Consider the following 20,642-nt stretch of genomic DNA (forward strand, 5'->3'; position numbering starts at 1 on the left):
TCCGCTTCAAAGGCATCCCGGTTATCATGCATTCCTCGCTGTCGTCCAATGCCAACAAGGCGATGGGTTCCAGCGTGGGGGTGGATGCCTATGTTGCCAAATTCGACCCGGCAATCCTGGCTGAAACCCTGCTGCCTTACCTTCAAAGATAACGCTGTCCCCGCTTTGGCCTGTGCCGGGCGGGTGGACGCCACTAACGAATCAACTCTTTGGAGCCTCATTTATGGTGGACAAGAACATGAAGTTTCTGGTCGTCGATGATTTCTCGACCATGAGACGCATTGTGCGCAACCTGCTCAAAGAGCTGGGCTTTACCAATGTGGACGAGGCCGAAGACGGCCAGGTTGCCTTGCACAAGCTGAAAAACCAGCATTTCGACTTCATCGTGTCGGACTGGAACATGCCCAACATGACGGGCATCGAGCTGCTCAAGGCGGTCCGTGCCGACCAGCAGATCAAGCATCTTCCCTTCATGATGATCACCGCCGAAGCCAAGCGGGAAAACATCATCGAGGCAGCCATGGCCGGTGCCAGCGGCTATATCGTGAAGCCGTTTACCGCGGCCACGCTGGAAGAAAAGATGAACAAGATCTTCCAGACCCTGAACAAGTAAACGCATATACATGGCAAGACGACTTGCCAGGTCAGCAAAGAGGAGAAGCTATCGTGCCGGATCACATTCTAGATAGCGGAGATTCCCCGGATCTCGAAGCACTGTTCGACAGCATTGCCAGCCAGCACAAAGAGCCGGCGAGTGACGCTGCTGCTGCAGAAACAGCGGGTAATGCACACAATGAAGAGATGTACGAGCAAATTGGCCAGATCACGCGCAAGATGCACAACACCCTGCGTGACATGGGCTATGACAAGTCGCTGGAAAAGGTGGCCGACGCCATTCCCGATGCGCGCGACCGGCTAAGCTATATTGCCTCGCTGACCAAGAGCGCGGCCGACCGGGTGCTCAATGCCATCGACGTGGCCCAGCCCCTGCAAGACAAACTGGGCAGCAACTCCAAGAGCCTGTCCGAACGCTGGAACCTGCTGTATGCCAACCAGCTGTCGGTGGAAGAGTTCAAACAGCTGGCCAATGACACCCGCCAGTACCTGAACCAGGTACCGGAACAGACGCACGAAACGAATACCCAGTTGCTGGAAATCGTGATGGCACAGGACTTCCAGGACCTCACCGGTCAGGTCATCAAGAAAATGATGGATATGTTCAAAACCATCGAAGCTGAAATGCTGAACCTGCTGGTGGAATTCTCGCCGGAACACAAGAAGGGCGCGCTGGACAGCAGCCTGCTCAACGGCCCGGCCATCAATCAGGAAGGCAACCCGGACGTGATGTCCAGCCAGCAACAAGTGGACGATTTGCTGGACAGCCTGGGTTTCTGAAGCAAACCCCTTGCACTTCCCTTTTCTGCCCCGGCCCTGCACATGCAGGGCCTTTTTCATGTGGATGGTGCGCCGGCATGAAAAAAGGGCTGACCCCGCAAGCAAGGCCAACCCAGGCATGAGACTGATGAGAACGCAGGGAAATACCGTCAGGACTACACCAACTAGTTCACCACCGCCTGCACCTGCCAGGCGTTGTTCTTGACCTCGGACAGTGTCACCGGTGCCTTCAGCAGGTTGCCATTGGGCGCAAAGGCAAAGTCGGCGGTGACACCGCTGTAACGGATGGTGGCCAGCTTGGGCAGGTACTTGGCCGGCTCGACAGAACCCGCCTGCTTCATGGCTTCGGCCACCAGCATCACCCCGTCGTAGAATTGCGGCCCCAGCAGTACCACATCCTGATGGAAGCGCGCCTTGTAACGGGTTTCAAACGCCTTGCCCGCCGGACGGGCAGTCAACACCCCACCCGCCACAGCGGAATAGTGACCCGCCGCATCCGCCCCGGCCAGCTGGATGAAGGTGGGGGTGTTCATCATGTCACCACCCATCAGCCTGGCTTTCAGCCCCAGTCGTTTGAGTTGCTTGGCCATCGGCGCAGCCTGGGCATCCGCCCCACCGTAGAAAATCACTTCCGGATTGATTGCTTTCACCGCCGTCAGGATGGAGCTGAAATCGGTTGCCTTGTCGGTGGTGAATTCACGCCGTGCCACCTTGCCGCCATTGGCAGTCACCGCCTTGACGAATTCGTCGGCAATACCCTGGCCGTAGGCGGTGCGGTCGTCAATCGCCACAATGCGCGTGGCCTTGAGGGTTTTTACCGCAAACTGGCCCAGCGAGCCGCCAATCTGGCTGTCGCTGCCCACCAGGCGGAAGGTGGTCTTGTAGCCTTGCTGGGTGTAAGCCGGGTTGGTGGACACCGACAGTTGCGGAATACCGGCTTCAGAATAAATACGCGAAGCGGGAATGGACACTCCGGAATTGAAGTGGCCAATCACCGCCTTCACCCCGGCATCCACCAGCCGCTGCGCAGCCTGGGTGCCAATGCGCGGGTCGGCCTGATCGTCCTCGGACACCAGCTCGAACTTGATCTTCTGCCCGCCCACCACCAGGCCCTTGGCATTGATGTCGTCAATGGCCATCTTGGTGGCGTTCTCATTGTCCTTGCCGTAATGCGCCTGCGGGCCGGACAAGGGTGAGGAAAAGCCGATTTTCACTACCGTATCGGCATGTGCGGCAGCAATGGCAAACGGGGCCATCATGCCGCCCAGTGCCACTACCCGGCCAAGTTCTGCAAACAGTTTCTTTTGTGCCATGTCATTTCTCCTTTGACGCTGCATTCATTCAAGAGAAACCAGCTGATTTCCCCTGTTACTGCTCTCCTGCCATGACCGGTCTGCGCCGGTGTCTGGCAGGATCAAAACCGTTGCAAACGGTAGGGCTGCATATCTGTTTCCGCTGCGCGGCCCTGCAACAAATCACTCAGCAGCACTGCCGTGGTGGCGGCCAGGGTGAGGCCCAGATGGCCATGCCCGGTGGCAAACCACAGGCCGTGCTGCCCTGGGGCCGGGCCGATGATGGGCAAGGTATCCGGCAGCGAGGGGCGGTTGCCCATCCACACCGTCATGCCCTCAGTGGAAAAATCGCCGACGATGCGCCGCGCCTTGTCCAGCAGGATGTGGGCGCGCCGCCAGTCGGGTGGCGCATCACGGTGTGCCAGCTCTACCGTGCCGGCCAGGCGCAGGCCGCCACCCGCCATGGGCAAAATGACAAAGCTCTCGCTGGCGCACTGGATGAAGTGGTGCAGCTTCACTCCGGCCCTGGGCAGGTTGACGTGATAGCCGCGCTCGCTTTCCAGCAGCACGCGGTAGCGGTGCTGACGGGTAAAACGGTCGCTCCACACGCCGCAGGCAATCACCGTGGCAGCCGCCTGCAGGCGGCCATGGCCAGCTGTTTCCACCCCGCTGACTCTCCCGCCCTGCTCCAGCGTAGCCAGCACCTCATCCTGCACAAAGCGTCCACCGGCACGGACAAAGGCATCGAACAGGCCACGGCTGAAGGTGTAGGGATCGTCCACATGCGACCAGTCCGGCACCCGCACCGCGTATTGCCATTCCTCGGCCAACAGCGGTTCTTGTTCCAGTAACTGGCTGCGTGACAAGGCCTGCCACTGCACGCCGTGACGGCGCTTTTCCTGCCAGGCGGGCAAGGCGGCATCGAACTCCTGCTGATTGCGGTACAGGGTGAGGTTGCCGTGGCGTCGCCACATGGCCGTGAGCCCGGCCTTGTCTATCAGCGTGGCGTAGTCCTGATTCACCCGTGCCAGCAAGGCAGACAGATCGCGGGTGAGTGTGGCCACCCGGCTGGGACGGCTGGCGGCAAGAAAGCGCAGCAGCCAGGGCATCAGGCTGGGCAGGTAGCGCCAGCGCAGGGCCAGCGGCCCCAGCGGGTCCAGCATCCAGCCCGGCACCTTGCGCAGCACGCCGGGTTCGGCCAGCGGTATCACATCGCTGATGGCAAAGGCACCGGCATTGCCATAACTGGTTTCCATGGCCGGTTCGCCACGGTCCAGCAGGGTGACGGCAAAGCCTTCCAGCCGCAGTTGCAGCGCAATGGCAATACCGACCACACCGGCCCCCACCACGATGACTTCGTCTCCCGCAACAAGGGTGTCGGCCATGGCTCAGGCCTCCCGCACGCCATCCAGCAGGCGCGGCAAGCCCTGCGGATTCTCATGTTTCAGGGCTGTTGGCAGCAGTGCATCCGGCAGGTCCTGATAGCACACCGGGCGCAGGAAGCGCTGGATGGCTGCGGTTCCCACCGAGGTGGAGCGCACATCCGAGGTGGCCGGGAATGGCCCGCCATGCACCATGGCGTCACACACTTCCACCCCGGTAGGCCAGCCATTGACCAGGATGCGGCCAGCCTTGCGCTCAAGCACCGGCAACAGGCTGCGTGCCAGCGCGATATCTTCGTCATCCAGTTGCAGCGTGGCAGTCAGCTGGCCTTCCAGTGCCTCGGCCAGTTGCAGGCGTTCTGCCTCATCACGGCATTGCACGATCAGCGCGGCCGCGCCGAACACCTCGGCCTGCAAGGCCGGATTGGCCAGGTATTCCGCTGCACTTACCCGCAGCAGCTGTGCCTGGCACTGGTTGGGCCCGGTGGGCAACACACCCCTGGCCACGGTGCTGGCGTGGCGGGACAGGCTGTCCACCCCGTCCTGATACGCCGCCCAGATGCCAGGCGTCAGCATGGTTTGCGCCGCACTGTGTTGCAGCAAATCAGCCGCGCTGGCGACAAACTGTTCCAGCGCCGGCCCTTGTACCGCCACCAACAGGCCGGGGTTGGTACAGAACTGCCCTGCTCCCTGCGTAAGCGAGCCGACAAAGCCCTGTGCCAGCGCATCCCCACGGGCCTGCAAGGCAGCGGGCAACAGGAATACCGGGTTGGTGGAACTCATTTCCGCATACACCGGAATCGGCTCCGCACGCTGCTGTGCGGTCTGACACAGCGCCAGGCCGCCAGCACGCGATCCGGTAAAGCCCACCGCCTTGATGCGCGCATCATTCACCAGTGCCTGCCCTACTTCGCGGCCACTGCCAAACAGCAGCGCGAATACCCCGGCGGGCAGGCCGCACTGTTGCAGCACGCGCACAATGGCCTGGCCCACCAGTTCGCTGGTGCCGGGATGGGCGCTGTGCGCCTTGACGATGACCGGGCAACCGGCCGCCAGTGCCGAGGCGGTATCGCCCCCGGCCACCGAAAACGCCAGCGGAAAGTTGCTGGCTCCGAATACGGCCACCGGCCCCAGCGGGATCTGGCGCTGGCGCAAGTCGGCACGCGGCAGCGGCTGACGCGCAGGCTGGGCCTGATCGACCCGCACATCCAGCCATTCACCAGCCCGTACGGTACGGGCAAACATGCGCAGCTGGCCGCAAGTGCGGGCCCGCTCGCCCTGCAAACGGGCCTGCGGCAAACCGGTTTCCAGCATGGCGCGTTCAATCAGCGCATCGCCCAGCGCTTCGATTTCCCCGGCAATGGTTTCCAGCAACTGCGCCCGCAGTGCCGGCGTGGTTTCGCGGTAGGCATCAAAGGCGGCCCAGGCGAGGCCGCACACCTGTTCCACCTGAGCCTGATCGCCCCCGGCATAGCCCGGTTGCAGTGTCTGTCCGCTGGACGGATTGATGGCGTGCAGTACTTCACGCGTACCGCTGACGGATTGCCCGCCAATCAGCATCTTGCCTGTCAGATTCATGAGATTTCCTGCTTGAAGTAAAAGCCCGGCCACGCAGTTGGCGTGGCACGGCTGCTCAGGGTCTGGCTCAGGCCACATTCAGCCCGGCCGACCAGTCGCGATACCAGTTGCGGAACAGCGTGTACTGGGTTTCGGCATAACGGCGCTGGGCTTCAGTCAGGGTGTCGGTTTCGTTGAAGTGCAGGCTGTATTCGGTATCCCCGTTCAGCACCATCAGGTACTTGTAATACAGCACCAGATCGCAGCCTTCATCGAAGGAGGACAGCACCGCCAGCGCGGATTCCAGCTCACGCGCCTGACGACGGGCCACTGCGTCACCCTTGGCAGCCGCCTTGCTCAGCGCAACCAGATGCAGCACCTCGCGCGGCAGCGCATTGCCGATGCCGGTAATGGCACCGGTGGCATTGCAGTTGACGAAGCCATGCACCACCTGGGTGTCCACCCCCACCATCAGGGTGACCTGATCATCCTGCGAGGTGATGTGCTCGGCGGCGTAGCGCATGTCGGCGGCACCGCCGAATTCCTTGAAGCCAATCAGGTTGGGATAGCTGCGACGCAGCTCGAAGAACAGATCGGCGCGGGTGGCAAAGCCGTAATAAGGGCTGTTGTAGATGACTGCAGGCAAATCGGGTGCGGCAGCCAGAATGGCGGAGAAGTGGGCTTTCTGGGCAGTCGGCGATGAACCACGCGACAGCACGCGCGGAATCACCATCAGGCCATGTGCACCAACGCGGGCGGCATGGGCGGCATGGGACACGGCCTCGCGGGTGTTCACCGCACCGGTGCCGACAATGGTAGGCACACCGGCAGCCACCAGCCGGGCCACGCCTTCCTGACGCTCGGCTTCGGTCAAGAGCGGCCAGTCGCCCATCGAGCCGCAATACACCACCGCGCTCATGCCGGCGGCAATCAGCTCACGGCCCTTTGCTACCAGCGCGTCAAAGTCCGGCTTGCGCTCGGCGGTACACGGGGTCATCAGGGCCGGGATGCAGCCGGTGAAAATGTTGTCGCTCATTGTTTTGCTCCTTGCAGCTTGTATGTGTGTATGGGGTGATGTCTGTGCAGCGCGGGGCTCAGATGCCCCAGGCGAAAGGGTCTTGCGGGTCGATCAGCAGGGTGCTGCTGGCGGTGACCCAGGCGCGGCCGGTAATGAAGGGGCGAATCAACTCGCCCTCGCGCTGGTAATGGCCGATGAACTGGCTGCCGGTAATGCTGGCCTGCACCCAGTGCGCGCCTTCGGCCAGCTTGCCGTCGGCTGCCAGACAGGCCAGCTTGGCGCTGGTGCCGGTGCCGCAGGGCGAGCGGTCGTACGCCTTGCCGGGGCACATCACGAAATTGCGGCTGTCGGCGCTGGCATCGTCGGCAAACAGCTCCACGTGGTCGATCAGCGCGCCATCGGCCCCGGTGATGCCCTGTGCTTCCAGCGCTTGCAACATGGTCCAGGTGAAGGCTGTCAGCGCTTCCACATTGGCCATTTCCAGCGTCATGCCGTGTTCGGACACCAGGAAGAACCAGTTGCCACCCCAGGCAATGTCACCGTAAAACACGCCGTAGCCGGGCACGTTCACCGCCACCTGCTGGCGATAGCGGTAAGCCGGCACATTGCCCAGCGTCACCGCGCCATCCTCATGCAGGGTGGCGCTGACCTGTCCCACCGGGGTGTCGATCTTGTGCACGCCCGGTGCAATCAGGCCCTGGTAATGCAGCGAGGCAATCAGGCCGATGGTGCCGTGGCCGCACATGCCCAGATAGCCGGTGTTGTTGAAGAAGATCACCCCGCAAGTGGCGTCCGGCGACACTGGCGGGCAATACAGCGCGCCCACCAGCACCTCGCTGCCACGCGGCTCCAGCAAACAGGCGCGGCGCCACTGGTCGTGCTGCTGGCGCAATGCTTCGCGCTGATAGGCCATGCTGCCGCCGCCAATATCGGGAAAACCGCGCATCACCAGCCGGGTGGGTTCGCCGCCGGTGTGGGAGTCGATGATGTGTATCTCTTGCATAAGCTTGTCCATTCGGTAAGACCCTGAATGACGGTCGGCAGGCATGCCCATGGGTTTCCCCAAGGCATGAATCAAGAAAACAACACCATGCAGGACATTGATTCCATTGCATCTTCACGCCAAGACCGTCTTCGTCAGCACCTGCATAGAATGGCGTTATTGCTGCCGGGAATCTTGATGCTTATCATCAGCGACAATGACGAAATCGGCACAATTGCTGTTTTTGCAGCACAATGGGCAAGACAGGACTGTGCCGCCATGCCCGGTGACAGACCGGACAAACGCACAAGACAAGGAGGGGAAAACCATGACAGGGGAACTGCTGGACAGCATTGCCAACTGGCAGCAACAAACGCGTCCGGCCAGCCTGGACAGTCTGCTGGGCGCACTGGGACCGCTGCTACCGGTACTGAACCTGATCCCCAATGCCGCCATCTTCATCAAGGACGCACAGGCCCGCTATCTGCTGGCCAACCAGACACTGGTGGAACGCTGCGGGCTGAAAAGCCTGCAACCCTTGCTGGGCAAGACCAGCGCCGAGGTGTTTCCCTCGCAGCTGGGGCCGGGCTATACCGCGCAGGACATCAAGGTGTTGAAGGACGGGCTGGTACTGGAAAGCCAGCTGGAACTGCATTTGTTCAACAGCCGGGAGCCGGGCTGGTGCCTGACTTACAAATGGCCGCTGTACAGTGCGGCGGGCGACATCATCGGGCTGATCGGCATTTCGCTGGATTTGCAGGCCGCCAGCAAGACCCACCCCGCCTACACCCGGCTGGTGGCGGTGGACGAGTTCATCCGCAGCCACTTCAGCCGTTCCATCAGCATGGACGAGCTGACCGCCATTGCCGGCGTCTCCCCCGCCCAGCTGGAACGCTACTGCAAGAAAGTGTTTCACCTGACCCCGCGCCAGATGATTCACAAGGCCAGGCTGGAACACGCCCACCGCCTGCTGCACGGTGACATGGCCATCACCGATGTGGCACTGCACTGCGGCTATACCGACCACAGCGCCTTCAGCCGCCAGTTCAAGGCGCTGACCGGCTTTACCCCGCGCATGTATCGCCAGCAGTTGGCCGGCAAGCCCTGAGCCAACCGGCCTCAGCTGCGCTACGGTGCTGCAACCGCACCGTCTTGCCAGAGGATCGGGCAAGAAATGTCGAGGATTCATGTACCGGCTTGCGCCACACCTCCTGAACAATACGCAGCAACACGTGGCAGGAAAATCTGCCCTCTTGCACGCCATGCCTTCACTCAGGAGTCACACCATGCAACTCACGCGCAAAGCCTTCTTGCAATCCGCCCTGCTGGCCTGCACGGCCTTCTTTATCAGCGCCCTGCCTGCACAGGCAGCAAGCAGCACATCCTCTGGAGAAAACATGCTTCATCTGACCCAGGAATGGGACAAAACCTTCCCGCAAAGCAACAAGGTCGATCACCGCAAGGTGAGCTTCCGCAATCGCTACGGCATTACCCTGGCCGCCGACCTCTACCTGCCGAAAAACCGTGGTCAGCAAAAGTTGGCCGCCCTTGCCGTCAGCGGCCCGTTTGGTGCCGTGAAAGAACAATCATCCGGCCTGTATGCGCAAACCATGGCAGAGCGCGGTTTTGTGACCCTGGCGTTCGACCCGTCATACACCGGTGAGAGCGGTGGAGAACCGCGCAATGTGTCGTCCCCCGAAATCAATACCGAAGACTTCAGCGCGGCGGTGGATTATCTGGGACTGCTGCCCGAAGTGGACCGGGAAAAGATCGGCCTGATCGGCATCTGCGGCTTTGGCGGCATGAGCCTGAATGCTGCCGCCGTGGACAAGCGCATCAAGGCTGTGGTCACCACCTCCATGTATGACATGTCGCGGGTAATGGCCAGGGGGCTGGGCGATACCCTGTCGGCAGCGGATCGCAGCAAGATTCTCGACCTGCTGAGCCAGCAACGCTGGCAGGACGCGCAGAATGGCTATCCGACAGCAGGCAGCCACGGCATCTACATCGCCGCAGACGGCAAGGTGGTGATGCCCGCGCGTTTGCTGCCGGAAACCCTGCCGGACAACCCGCACCCGGTCGTGAAGGAGTTTTTCGACTACTACCGCACTGCCCGCGGCTTTCACAAGAATTCGGTGAACTCCAGCGGCGCCTTTACCGCTACCAGTGCGCTTTCCTTCATGAACATGCCGCTGCTCAGCTATATCAAGGAAATCTCCCCGCGCCCGATCTTGCTGATTGCCGGTGACAATGCCCACTCCCGCTATTTCAGCGAGGACATTTACCAGGCTGCCGCCGAACCAAAGGAGCTGCTGATCCTGAAAAATACCAACCATGTGGATTTGTATGACCGCATGGACAAAATCCCCTTCGACCGGATCACCCGCTTCTTCCAGCAGAACCTGCACTGATCAGGCAGGCAGACTGAAAAACCAGACCCTACGCAGCGTGGAGGGTCTGGTTTTTGACATACTGGTGAAATACAAAATGGCTATTATCAATAAATATTAATAGCTTATGACAAATACCATTTTGTCAATATGGCTTAGCCATTGCAAAACAGGTAGGATTGAAAATTGGAGTAAAAATAGTTGAACAACAAAAGAAATTAACATCCCGATCCGGATGGGGAGAATATCATGAAGGTTTTATTAATCTGTCCCTACCTTGATGACCCGACCATCAAGCGTAACGATTTTCTTCCCTCTGCCGCATTACTCAGCCTGGCTGCAGTATTGCGCAATGAAGGTCATCAGCCCATCCTGCTGGACCTGAACAGTAAAAGAACCCACCAACAGGCAGAACCCACCCGTTATTGCCATGACCGTATCATCCAGACCATCAAACAGGAAAACCCCGACCTGGTAGGCATCTCGTTTCTGTTTTCCGGTTTCATGCAAACCGCCATGGATTATGCGCGTACGGTAAAGCAGACCAACCCGGACCTGAAAATCATTACCGGGGGGATTCATGCCACCACTTACCCGCATGAAATCCTGAAAAACTGCCCGGATTTCGACTATATCGCACTGGGTGAGGGTGAGCCGCAAATGGTCGCCATTGCCAACAGAATGGCCACGGGTGAGCTGGGTAATCTGAAAGAAATAAAGTCTTTCGCCTTCCGCGACCAGGATGGCAAGGTGCATGTCAATCAAGAACGCGAGTGGATCAACTATGAAGACCTCCCCATGCAGGCATGGGACATGGTTGATTTCACTGAATTCGAGATGGATTTGAGCGGCTACTCCAACTTCAAAGGGCACGATATCAAGAATGTCGTTCCTGTTATCTCCGAGCGTGGCTGCCCGTTCAAATGCACATTCTGCGACATGTATATCGTACAAGGCAGAAAACTCCGTCGTCGTACACCGCAGCGCTTTGTTGATGAGCTGGAGTACCTGGTCAATGAAAAGAACCAGCGCTTCTTCACCTTCATGGATGACAACCTGACGGTCGACAACAAGCATATTCTGGGCATCTGTAATGAAATCCTGCGCCGTGGCCTGGATATCCAGTTCACCACTGCCGGTGGCCTGGGCATGAACAGCCTGAAAACCGAGGTGATTGATGCCATGGTAGCGGCAGGTATGACCTCCGCCCTGCTGGCACCCGAGCACGGCTCAGAATACATCCGCAATACCATCATCAAAAAAGGCTTGAAGCGCGACACGATTTATAAAGTCGTTGAAGACTTGAAAAAGCATCGCGTCAGTCTGGCCGGTAACTGGATCATGGGTTTTCCTGAAGACACCAATGAAACGCTGCAGGAAACCATGGACATGATTGATGAGCTGCAACTGGATCGCAACTGGGTTGGCACGCTGATTCCCTTCCCCGGCACACCGGTGTTTGACCAGTGCGTGCGTGACAAGCTGTTCATTGAAGATATCGATATGGGCAATTTGTGGCGCGCCCCGGTACGGGCCCACCAGGAAGGCTGTGTGATCAAGCCCTACGATATGTCGCTGGAAGAACTGTTTGACTGGCGACGCAAATTCATTGATATCCGTTTCAAATACATGCGCGCGCTGTGAGGCCCGCTCTCTATGCAGCGCCAGGCTGGAGACCGGAAAACGGACAAGAAAAAGCCCTGAATGTTCAGGGCTTTTTTCATGTGACGGCTTGATATCAAGCCGTCAGGCGGGTGGGAAAACACAGTCAATCAATGTTGATGGCCGTGCTCGCCATGTACATGCTGGTGGGCGATTTCTTCGGCAGTCGCCTCGCGCACGCTCAGCACGGTAATGGCAAAGCGCAGCGCCTTGCCGCACAGCGGATGGTTGCCATCCAGCAGCACGGTAGGGCCTTTGATCTTGGTGACAAAGTAATAGCGCGGCTGGCCGTCCGGGCCCATGCGCTGGATCTGGCCACCCACCTTGATGCCGGGCGGGAATTCAGCCTTGGGCATGGTGGTGACCAGCGCTTCGTCACGCTCGCCAAACGCGTCTTCGCATGCCAGTTCCAGTGCGGTCTGGAAACCGGCTTCCTGACCTTCCAGTGCTTCTTCCAGCTTGGCAAACAGATTGTCGTAATCGCCATGCAGATAGGAAACCGGATGCTTGCCATCGTCGTAAACCTGACCCTGGGCGTCGGTCACTTTCATGCGCAGCGTAACGGCGGAATTTTTGGTGATTTTCATGGCAGCAAAATAAGCGTGGAAACAAAGGCGGCAGGTTGGCAGCAAGGCACGCCAGTGTCAACTGTCGCGCCCCCTGCGCTGGGTGGCGGGCATTGGCCCAGGCGCTTTAATGCGCCGGCGGCTGGGTGACAAAGGCAATACGGTTGACCCCGGCCTGCTGGGCCAGTGCCATCACCGCGGCCACAGCCTGATACGGCGTGGCCTGATCCGCCTGCAGTTGCAGATCCGGATTCCCCACACTGGCAGCTTGCAGCTGTGTGCTGAGGGCCGCCTGGCTGATGGCCTTGCCGTCCAGCGTCACGCTGCCGTCGCGCGTCAGACTCAGGTGCAACACTTTCTCTTGTGGCTTCTCCTGCGTGGCCACTGTTTTGGGCAAATCAATACCGACCGCCTGATGAAACAAGGGCGCGGTAATCATGAACACCACCAGCAACACCAGCATCACATCCACCAGCGGAGTGGTATTGATTTCGGCCATGGGCTGGCCATGCTGGCCTGAAGACGAAAAGCCGTGGAATGCCATTGCTCAAGCCCCCTTGCCGGTGGACTGAGGCTGCAATGCGCCGCTGGGTATGGCTTGCGGCGGTAGCTGGCGCACCCCGGCCACCAGATAGGCATGCAGGCCATGGGCAAAGCCTTCCAGTGCCGCCAGCATCAGGCGGTTGCTGCGGGTGCAGGCGTTGTAGGCCAGCACCGCCGGAATGGCGACAAACAGGCCGATGGCGGTCATGATCAGCGCTTCGCCCACCGGGCCGGCCACCTGATCGATATTCATCTGGCCATGGCCGGACAGATTGATCAGGGCGTGATAAATCCCCCATACCGTACCAAACAGGCCAATAAAAGGCGCGGTGGCACCGATGGAAGCCAGCACGGTCAGGCCCTGTTCCAGCCGTGCCTGCGCTTGCAGCAAGGCCTGTTGCAGGGTGCGGCCCAGATACTCGCCCGCATCCAGCTCACCACCCAGGCCCAGGCCGGATTTACCCGCATAAGCCTGTGCGGCGTGTTCGGCCTGGAGCGCAATTCCGCTCAGTAGCTGGCTACCGTCACGAGTCACAAGCATCTGCTGGGCGGCCTGTTTGCTGCCCGCCTGCCAGAAGGCTGGCAACGCATGACGCAGAGCCTGGCGCAAGCGCCATTGCTCCAGCAGCTTGATCAACAGCAGACTCCAGCTGGCAATCGACATCAGTACCAGCAAGATGGCCAGCACGTGGGATACCGCATCCCCCTGCTGCCAGAAATGTGCCAGACCCAGTTGTGTATCCATGATGCTTCCTTGCAATAAGTCAGCCCCGGCGCTTAATGGCCCAGGCGAAAAGTAATGGGAACAATGACGGTGGAGGCAAGTGCCTGCGCACCACGCCGAGCCGGGGTAAAGCGCCAGTTGGCCACGGCCTCCCTGGCCGCATCATCCAGCCGGGAAAAACCGCTGCCATGCTGGATGTCCACCGCCTCTGCCTGCCCGGCGGCCGAAACGCGCACCCGCAGCAACACCCTGCCCTCTTCACCATTACGTCGCGAGGATGGCGGGTAGACAGGTGCCGGATTGTGCAGGTAGTCGGCGGTGAAACCCGCTTCGGTCATGGCTGGGACATGCGACTCTGGCGTTGCCTGTAGAGTGGTCGCAGCCGGGCTGACCGAACTGGTGGTGGCCGCAGACGTAGCGGACAACACGGCAGGCGCGGCCGGATGGGCAGAGGCCATGGGGGTGGCGGAAACCGGCTGCGCTGCCCTTGGTTTGGCCTGTGTGGCAGGCCGGGGGGAGTGGACTGGCGGCTGTGCCCTGGTGGGCAATGGCTTGGCCACGCTTTGCGGCATGGCGGCTTGAGCGGTGCGCATCTGCACCACCATCCGTATCGGCAGCGCCTGCGCCGGCCGGTTTTGCGGCAAGCCCAGCAGCCAGTCGGCAAAAGCAGCATGCAGCAGCAACACCGCCAGTACACACACCGCCCGGCTGTGCTGCCATTCCTGTCGGTTACCAAGTCCCCTTTCCTGCCACATCGCCTGCACTTGCTCTCCCCCTTGCTGCCAGGCAGGCCGATGCGCCTACCAATGCGGGAGCAACCTTAACAGGATTTCTCCGCGCCTCCGTGCGACCAATTGCCGCAGCCGGCAAAGTTCCCGCCTGCGACAAAATGCCACATTCCCGAACCGCCACCGTGCAGGGCATCATCCACGCCGCTTAACAAAATCTAACGTCATCAAAACAAGAGCGAGCTTTCCTGATGAGACACTTCGCAGCGTTTCCCCGACATCAACTGGTTCTGGCTGTTACCTTGGCATTGGGGCAAATCAGCCTGGCCCAGGCTAGCGATACCGACAAGCAACTAGCTGAAGTGACCGTGCAATCGCAAGCCGACAAAAGCAGCGTGCCGGATAATCTGCCGGCCACCACCAGCAGCATGACTGCTGACAAGATTGCCCAGACCACCAATGTCACCAGCACCGAAGACACGGTGAAATACCTGCCGGATGTGCAGGTGCGCCGCCGCTATATTGGTGACCAGAACAGCATCATCGCTACCCGCACCTCCGGCCAGACCAGCAGCGCCCGCGCCCTGCTCTATGCCGACGATATCCTGCTGTCCAACCTGCTGGGCAACAGCTACGCCTACCCACCGCGCTGGAACCTGGTCAGCCCGGAAGAAATCAGCCAGGTCAATGCCATCTACGGCCCGTTTGCGGCCGAATATCCGGGCAATTCCATTGGCAGCGTCATCGTGCTGACCACCCGCATGCCGGAGAAATTCGAAGCCCATGCCAGCAGCACGCTGTTTGACGAAAGTTTCAGCCAGTACAAAACCAGCCAGCATTTCACCGGCAGCAAAAATGCCGTCATGCTGGGCAGCCGCGAGGACCGGCTTGCGTGGATGATTGAAGCCGGGCATCTGGACAGCCTGGGTCACCCGGCCACCTTTGCCGCCAACCCCAACAAGTACACCGGTGCAAGCGCGGCCACCACGGTGAGCGGTGCGGTCAGCGATGTCGACACCACCGGCGCCAAACGGCTGATTGTCGGAGCCACCGGTGCCGAGCATTCGATACAGGACAATGCCAACCTCAAGTTGTCCTACGACATCACCCCCACCCTGAAGCTGAACTACACCCTGGGCTACTGGCAAAACAATTCCACGGTGTCGGTCAACAGCTATCTGCGCGATGCCGCCGGTAATCCGGTTTACACCGGCATCGTCAACATCGACGGTCAGAAATACAATCTGGCCAATGCCTTCCAGCCCAGCAAAAAGCAGCAGGAACACCTGCTCAACGCCTTGTCCTTCAAGACCAGCACTGACGGCAGCTGGGACTGGCAGGGCAATATCAGCATTTATGATTTCAGCAAGGACCGTCAGCGCAGTGCGACTGCCGGGCTGACCGGCGCCGGCACCATTACCGACCTGGCCGGCACCGGTTGGCAAACGGTGGACCTGAAAGGGGACTGGCGTCCCGGCGGCAGCCTAGCCAGCGCACACCAGCTGCGCTTTGGCTACCACTACGACCACTACGCGCTGAACAGCCACAGCTATGCCACCAGCGACTGGCAGTCCGGTACACAAGGCAGCCAGACCGCCGCCTTTGTCGGCAATACCCAGATCCATGCCCTGTTTGCCCAGGACACCTGGCGCATGCTGCCCGGCGTGCAGCTGATTGCCGGAGGCCGTTACGAGTGGTGGTCGGCCTTTGGTGGTGCCACCACCAGCGGCCAGAACACCTACAACGACCCGGCGCGCAGCCAGCAGTTCTTCTCGCCCAAGGCCGCGGTGGTGTTCGACCTGAACGACAAATGGTCGCTGCGTACCGCCTATGGCCGTGGCTACCGCACCCCGACCGTGGCCGAGCTGTTCCAGGGCTCGGTGCCCAGCAGCAATACCATCGTCAACAACAACCCCAACCTGAAAGCCGAGCGGGCCGATACCGGCGAAATCACCGCCACGCGCCAGCTGCAAGGCGGCACCCTGCGCCTGACCGCCTTCCGCGAGCAGTTGAGCGATGCCCTGCTGTCGCAAACCAACACCACCGTCACCCCCAATGTCACCAATATCCAGAACATCGACCGGGTGGTGACCAATGGGCTGGAAGTGGCCTACGAGCAAAGCGACATCGGCCTGCGCGGGCTGGATTTCAGCGGCAACATTACCTATGCCAAATCGCAAATCCGCGCCAACAGCAATAACCCGGCCTCGGTAAACAACCCCTTCCCCGGCATTCCGCTGTGGCGTGCCACCGCCGTACTGAGCTACCGCCAGAACGACAAGCTGTCCTATTCGCTGGCCGGGCGCTACAGCAGCTTCCAGAGTTCGGATGTGGGCAACACGGTGATCAACAGCGGCGTATACGGAGCCAACAGTGCCTATCTCATCATGGATACGCGCATCAGCTACAAGCTGGATCGCCAGTTCACCGTGGCGCTGGGCGTGGACAATCTCAACAACTACAAGAGCTTTGCCTACCACCCCATGCCGCAGCGCACCACCTATGCGCAGCTGAAATTCGACTACTGACTTCGGCCTGTCTTGAGCCATCCGGCGTGTGCTGTTCGCAGCGCACGCTCAGGCTGCTGACAACATGATTTGATGCAATTGCACTGGACCCGGCAAAGCCGGGCCTTCCGACTCAGTGATTGATTCCGCAGCCTTCCCATTTATTCCCTATCCCCCCGCCCTTTCCCTGAAAGGGAGCCTCACTTTCTTTTCAGAAAGTGAGGGAGGTTTGTCAAAAATCTGGGCGTGACATGCCCGCATGTCACGCTGTTTTCATGGAAGAACCTGCATGAAGCGCCTGCTGTTTCTCGCCCATCGCTGGCTGGGCATCGTCCTGTGCCTGTTGCTGCTGCTATGGTCGTTTTCCGGTTTGATGATGATCTATGCCGGGCCTTCCGGCATCAGCCCCGATGTGCGCCTGGCACACAGCCAGCCACTGCCCGCAGCCGAAGCCGGACACTGGCTCAGCCTGAGCGAAGCCTGGCAGCGCAGCGGGCTGGCCACCACGCGCCAGCCAGCCACAGCCCGGCTAAGCATGCAGGCGGGCGAGGCCGTCTGGCTGGTGACCGACACCACGGGACAGCGTCTGCGCCTGTCTGCTGAAGATGGGCAAAATCTCCCTCTCAGCCCGGCCCAGGCGCTGCAGATTGCCCGTGACTGGTGGCCCGCCAGCCAGCAGGCCCGCTTGCAAGCCGTATTCGAGCGCGATGCCAGCACCGCCATGATGAACTACGACCCCTACCGGCCGTTTTATCGTGTGGCGCTGGATGATGCCGAGCAGCACGAAGTCACCATCTCGCAAAAGAGCGGCGAGGTGGTCAAATCCACCACCCGCCTGCAGCGCATCCTGTTCTGGAGCGGCAGTTACCTGCATTTTCTGCGCCCGCTGGATGCCATTGGCCTCGCGGAAGCCAGAAAGCCCATCCTCACCTGGGGCGCGCTGGCTGCCTTGCTGTCGGTGTGTAGCGGGTTGTGGCTGGGTGTGGGGCGCTGGCGTCCGGCCTGGCTTGGCAAACGTCCTTACCCCAATGGCAGCAGCAACCCTTACCGCGCCCTGTGGCAGCGCTGGCATCTGTGGCTGGGCTTGTCTGCCGGCCTGCTGGCTTTTACCTGGTGCCTGAGCGGCTTTCTGTCCGGCAACCCCTGGCAGCTGTTTGGCCAGCAAGGCGGCCATGGCAAAACCCATCAGCACAGCCAGCCAGCCTTGCCTGCCCAAGCCACCAGGCTGCCCATGGCGCAGATTGCCGGGCAATTGCAGCCGAAGCCGTCGGAACCGGCGGTGGAATTGAACTGGTTTCAGCTGGGTGGCCAGCAGCAATTGCAAGCACAGGACGGGCAAGGCCGTGTCTGGCTGCTGGCCAGTGCCGGATCAGGCCAGCCGCAAGCAGCAGGCTTCAGCAAGGACGCCGTGCTGGCTGCAGTAAGCAGCAGCCAGCACCATGCCCCTATCCACGCCGCGGATTTGCTGGAACAGGACGACGACTATTACTACAGCAGCCCGCGCATCAGCCGTGCCGAGCGGCCGCTACCGGTATGGCGCATCAAACTGGCTGACCCTGCCGCCAGCTGGCTGTATGTCAATCCGCAAACCGGAACCACCGTGCTGCAAGTCAAGCAAGGTCAGCGCAGCTTGCGCTGGTTGTTCAGCGCGCTGCACAACTGGGACCTGCCCATCCTGCGGCACCGGCCGCTGTGGGATGGCTGGATGCTGCCGGGCAGTCTCGCTTGCGTGGCACTGGCGCTCACGGCCTTGGTGCTGGGCTGGCGTCGCCTGACTCACCGCAAGACAGGGCCGCGCCGTTGAAAACAGGCCGACCGCAGCATGCCAGCGCCTCCGGTCAGGCCGTAGCATGGCCGTGACAAGCCGGGAAACCATGCAGGACAACTGTGCGATGCCATGCTATTGTCTGCAAAAAATCCTGATGCCCTTGCCATGAATACGCGCCTTAACCGCCCTGCCGGAACCCCGCTCTGGTTACAAATCGATGCCACGCTGAGTCAGGAAATCCTGTCGCGCGCCCTGACTGGCAGGCTTCCCAACGAGCAGGCACTGGCCGAACGCTTCGGGGTTAACCGGCATACCGTGCGGCAGGCCATTCAGAACCTGCAAAACAAGGGGCTGGTGCGTATCGAGCGCGGGCGCGGCACCTTTGTGCAGGAAGAAATCATCGCCTACCGGCTGGGCAAGAGCAGCCGCTTCTCCCACAGCCTGTCCGCCCAGCATCTGGTCAGCGATGTCGATATCCAGTCCTGCCATTTCGAACCGGCTACCGCCACGGTGGCCGAGCTGCTGCAGGTGGATAGCGGCAGCCAGGTGCTGCGGGTGGAGTCGCTGGACCTGGCCGATGGCAAGGTGGTGAGCGTGTGTACCCAGTATTTCCCCCTGCCGCGTTTTGACGGCTTCATTGATATCTACCGCAACAGCAAAAGCACCAGCGAAGCCTTTGCCTGCAAGGGCATCACCGCCTTCCAGCGCGTGCTGAGCCGTATCAGTGCCCGGCTGCCGCGACCGGAAGTGGCCGCCGCCCTGCAGCAGGGCAAGCAGCAACCCATCCTGTACGTGGAAAGTGTTTACGCCGACCCCGACGGCCAGCCCATCGAATACGGCATCACCCGCTTTGGTGGTGACACCGTTCAGGTCGAAGTAACACCGGACAGCCTGTAAGCCTTGCCATCCCCTTCTGCCGGGCATGTGGTTTTTTTACCTTTCAAGACATCTAGACGTCTAGATGTAAACAGGCTGTAATGTTGCCTGCGTAAAGTGCACTGCGTCCACCAACCCGATGCAAGGCTATCAACATGCAGGCTTACCGCTCCCTTATTGCCGCCGCTCTCGCGCTGGCCAGCTGTACCGTGTTTGCCGAGACCACACTGACCGTTTACACCGCGCTGGAGGCCGACCAGTTGCAGGCCTATCAGCAAAAGTTCGAGCAGGAAAACCCGGACGTGAAACTGCGCTGGGTGCGTGACTCCACCGGCATCATCACCGCCAAGCTGCTGGCAGAAAAAGCCCGCCCGCAGGCGGATGTGGTGATGGGCGTGGCCGCGTCCTCGCTGCTGTTGCTGCAAAAAGAAGGCATGTTGCAGCCTTATGCACCGAAAAACGTGCAAAAACTGTCGCGCCAGTATGTTGATACTGCCGCTACCCCGTCCTGGGTTGGCATGGACGTGTGGGGCGCAGCCATTTGCTTCAACACCGTGGAAGCCGCCAAGCAAGGCCTGGCCAAACCGGAAAGCTGGAAAGACCTGCTCAAGCCGCAGTACAAGGGCAAGATTGTCATGCCCAACCCTGCCTCCAGCGGCACCGGCTATTTCGATGTCACCGCCTGGCTCACCCTGTTTGGCGAAAAACAGGGCTGGTCCTATATGGACAAGCTGCACCAGAACATTGCCCAGTACACCCACTCCGGTTCCAAGCCGTGCAAGCAGGCTGCCGCCGGCGAATTCCCCATCGGCATTTCCTTTGAATACCGTGCGGCCAAGCTGAAAGAAGGCGGCGCACCGATTGACGTGATTTTCCCCAAGGAAGGCCTGGGCTGGGACCTGGAAGCCACCGCCATCATGAAGGGCAGCAAGAACCTGGCCGCAGCGCGCAAGCTGGCGGACTGGTCGGCCTCGCAATCCGCCAACGAGCTGTATGAAAAGAACTTCGCCATCGTGGCCATGCCGGGCATTGCCAAACCCAGCCCGTTGATTCCTGCCGATTATGAAAAACGGCTGGTGAAGCAGGACCTGCACTGGTCCGCCCAGAACCGCGAACGCATTCTGGCTGAGTGGACCAAGCGCTACGACGCCAAATCCGAAGCGAAATAAGCCCATCGGCCCCGCGCACAGCCGTGCCGGGCCGCGCCAGCCCTGCCCTTGTGCTGCGGGGCTGGCCTGTTAACGGAGTCTGT

18 protein-coding genes and 1 pseudogene are annotated in these 20,642 nt (G+C 60.6%); 10 read left to right on the forward strand and 9 right to left on the reverse strand.

The genetic code is table 11. The annotated features are described in order from the left end of the window. The 3 genes and pseudogenes from JHD62_RS14380 to cheZ all read left to right on the forward strand — a co-directional run. Window positions 1-152: pseudogene (locus tag JHD62_RS14380) on the forward strand (chemotaxis protein CheV); the annotation flags it as partial. Between the two features lie 74 nt (window positions 153-226). Continuing rightward, on the forward strand, window positions 227-613 hold the full coding sequence (cheY, locus tag JHD62_RS14385) for a chemotaxis response regulator CheY (protein ID WP_199103516.1): 387 nt from the start codon (window positions 227-229) through the stop codon (window positions 611-613). 53 nt (window positions 614-666) lie between these two features. Continuing rightward, complete coding sequence (gene cheZ / locus JHD62_RS14390; RefSeq protein ID WP_199103476.1) at window positions 667-1,395, forward strand: protein phosphatase CheZ; 729 nt, start codon at window positions 667-669, stop codon at window positions 1,393-1,395. A gap of 164 nt (window positions 1,396-1,559) precedes the next feature. Here cheZ and JHD62_RS14395 read toward each other — a convergent pair whose 3' ends face one another. The 5 genes from JHD62_RS14395 to JHD62_RS14415 all read right to left on the reverse strand — a co-directional run bounded on the left by JHD62_RS14395 (window position 1,560) and on the right by JHD62_RS14415 (window position 7,647). Then, window positions 1,560-2,708: a branched-chain amino acid ABC transporter substrate-binding protein gene (locus tag JHD62_RS14395; protein WP_199103478.1), complete on the reverse strand. Its 1,149-nt coding sequence runs from the start codon at window positions 2,706-2,708 to the stop codon at window positions 1,560-1,562. A gap of 101 nt (window positions 2,709-2,809) precedes the next feature. Further along, a complete protein-coding gene (locus tag JHD62_RS14400; RefSeq protein ID WP_199103480.1) occupies window positions 2,810-4,072 on the reverse strand; it encodes an FAD-binding oxidoreductase in 1,263 nt (420 codons plus the stop codon). 3 nt (window positions 4,073-4,075) lie between these two features. Then, window positions 4,076-5,647, reverse strand: a complete 1,572-nt coding sequence (locus JHD62_RS14405) for an aldehyde dehydrogenase (NADP(+)) (protein WP_199103482.1) — start codon at window positions 5,645-5,647, stop codon at window positions 4,076-4,078. Between the two features lie 67 nt (window positions 5,648-5,714). Then, entirely contained in the window at window positions 5,715-6,662 is a 948-nt protein-coding gene (locus tag JHD62_RS14410) for a dihydrodipicolinate synthase family protein (RefSeq protein ID WP_199103484.1), read from the reverse strand. Window positions 6,663-6,720: 58 nt separating this feature from the next. Continuing rightward, complete coding sequence (locus JHD62_RS14415; RefSeq protein WP_199103485.1) at window positions 6,721-7,647, reverse strand: 4-hydroxyproline epimerase; 927 nt, start codon at window positions 7,645-7,647, stop codon at window positions 6,721-6,723. A 307-nt stretch (window positions 7,648-7,954) separates the two neighbouring features. Between JHD62_RS14415 and JHD62_RS14420 the strand changes: the two genes are divergently transcribed. The 3 genes from JHD62_RS14420 (at window position 7,955) to JHD62_RS14430 (ending at window position 11,660) form a co-directional block, all read left to right on the forward strand. Beyond that, the gene (locus JHD62_RS14420) at window positions 7,955-8,734 is read left to right on the forward strand and encodes an AraC family transcriptional regulator (protein ID WP_199103487.1); all 780 of its coding nucleotides are present in this window, start codon (window positions 7,955-7,957) and stop codon (window positions 8,732-8,734) included. 178 nt (window positions 8,735-8,912) lie between these two features. After that, window positions 8,913-10,037, forward strand: a complete 1,125-nt coding sequence (locus JHD62_RS14425) for an alpha/beta hydrolase (protein WP_233160958.1) — start codon at window positions 8,913-8,915, stop codon at window positions 10,035-10,037. A gap of 228 nt (window positions 10,038-10,265) precedes the next feature. Beyond that, window positions 10,266-11,660, forward strand: a complete 1,395-nt coding sequence (locus JHD62_RS14430) for a B12-binding domain-containing radical SAM protein (RefSeq protein ID WP_199103488.1) — start codon at window positions 10,266-10,268, stop codon at window positions 11,658-11,660. 128 nt (window positions 11,661-11,788) lie between these two features. Here JHD62_RS14430 and JHD62_RS14435 read toward each other — a convergent pair whose 3' ends face one another. The 4 genes from JHD62_RS14435 to JHD62_RS14450 form a co-directional block, all read right to left on the reverse strand. Continuing rightward, window positions 11,789-12,265, reverse strand: a complete 477-nt coding sequence (locus tag JHD62_RS14435) for a peptidylprolyl isomerase (protein ID WP_045848513.1) — start codon at window positions 12,263-12,265, stop codon at window positions 11,789-11,791. A gap of 106 nt (window positions 12,266-12,371) precedes the next feature. Next, window positions 12,372-12,743, reverse strand: a complete 372-nt coding sequence (locus JHD62_RS14440) for a biopolymer transporter ExbD (protein WP_199103490.1) — start codon at window positions 12,741-12,743, stop codon at window positions 12,372-12,374. A 48-nt stretch (window positions 12,744-12,791) separates the two neighbouring features. Further along, window positions 12,792-13,532, reverse strand: a complete 741-nt coding sequence (locus JHD62_RS14445; RefSeq protein ID WP_199103492.1) for a MotA/TolQ/ExbB proton channel family protein — start codon at window positions 13,530-13,532, stop codon at window positions 12,792-12,794. A gap of 32 nt (window positions 13,533-13,564) precedes the next feature. Next, on the reverse strand, window positions 13,565-14,266 hold the full coding sequence (locus JHD62_RS14450; RefSeq protein WP_233160960.1) for an energy transducer TonB: 702 nt from the start codon (window positions 14,264-14,266) through the stop codon (window positions 13,565-13,567). 275 nt (window positions 14,267-14,541) lie between these two features. Here JHD62_RS14450 and JHD62_RS14455 point away from each other — a divergent pair, with 275 nt between their 5' ends. The 4 genes from JHD62_RS14455 (at window position 14,542) to JHD62_RS14470 (ending at window position 20,559) form a co-directional block, all read left to right on the forward strand. Continuing rightward, the gene (locus JHD62_RS14455) at window positions 14,542-16,767 is read left to right on the forward strand and encodes a TonB-dependent receptor (RefSeq protein WP_199103496.1); all 2,226 of its coding nucleotides are present in this window, start codon (window positions 14,542-14,544) and stop codon (window positions 16,765-16,767) included. Between the two features lie 268 nt (window positions 16,768-17,035). After that, window positions 17,036-18,550, forward strand: a complete 1,515-nt coding sequence (locus JHD62_RS14460) for a PepSY-associated TM helix domain-containing protein (protein ID WP_199103497.1) — start codon at window positions 17,036-17,038, stop codon at window positions 18,548-18,550. A 129-nt stretch (window positions 18,551-18,679) separates the two neighbouring features. Beyond that, the gene (phnF, locus tag JHD62_RS14465) at window positions 18,680-19,411 is read left to right on the forward strand and encodes a phosphonate metabolism transcriptional regulator PhnF (RefSeq protein WP_199103499.1); all 732 of its coding nucleotides are present in this window, start codon (window positions 18,680-18,682) and stop codon (window positions 19,409-19,411) included. Window positions 19,412-19,545: 134 nt separating this feature from the next. After that, entirely contained in the window at window positions 19,546-20,559 is a 1,014-nt protein-coding gene (locus tag JHD62_RS14470; RefSeq protein WP_062791534.1) for a putative 2-aminoethylphosphonate ABC transporter substrate-binding protein, read from the forward strand. Window positions 20,560-20,642: the final 83 nt, after the last annotated feature.

This window comes from Aquitalea sp. ASV11 (genome assembly GCF_016429185.1).
Classification (GTDB): Bacteria; Pseudomonadota; Gammaproteobacteria; order Burkholderiales; family Chromobacteriaceae; genus Aquitalea; species Aquitalea pelogenes.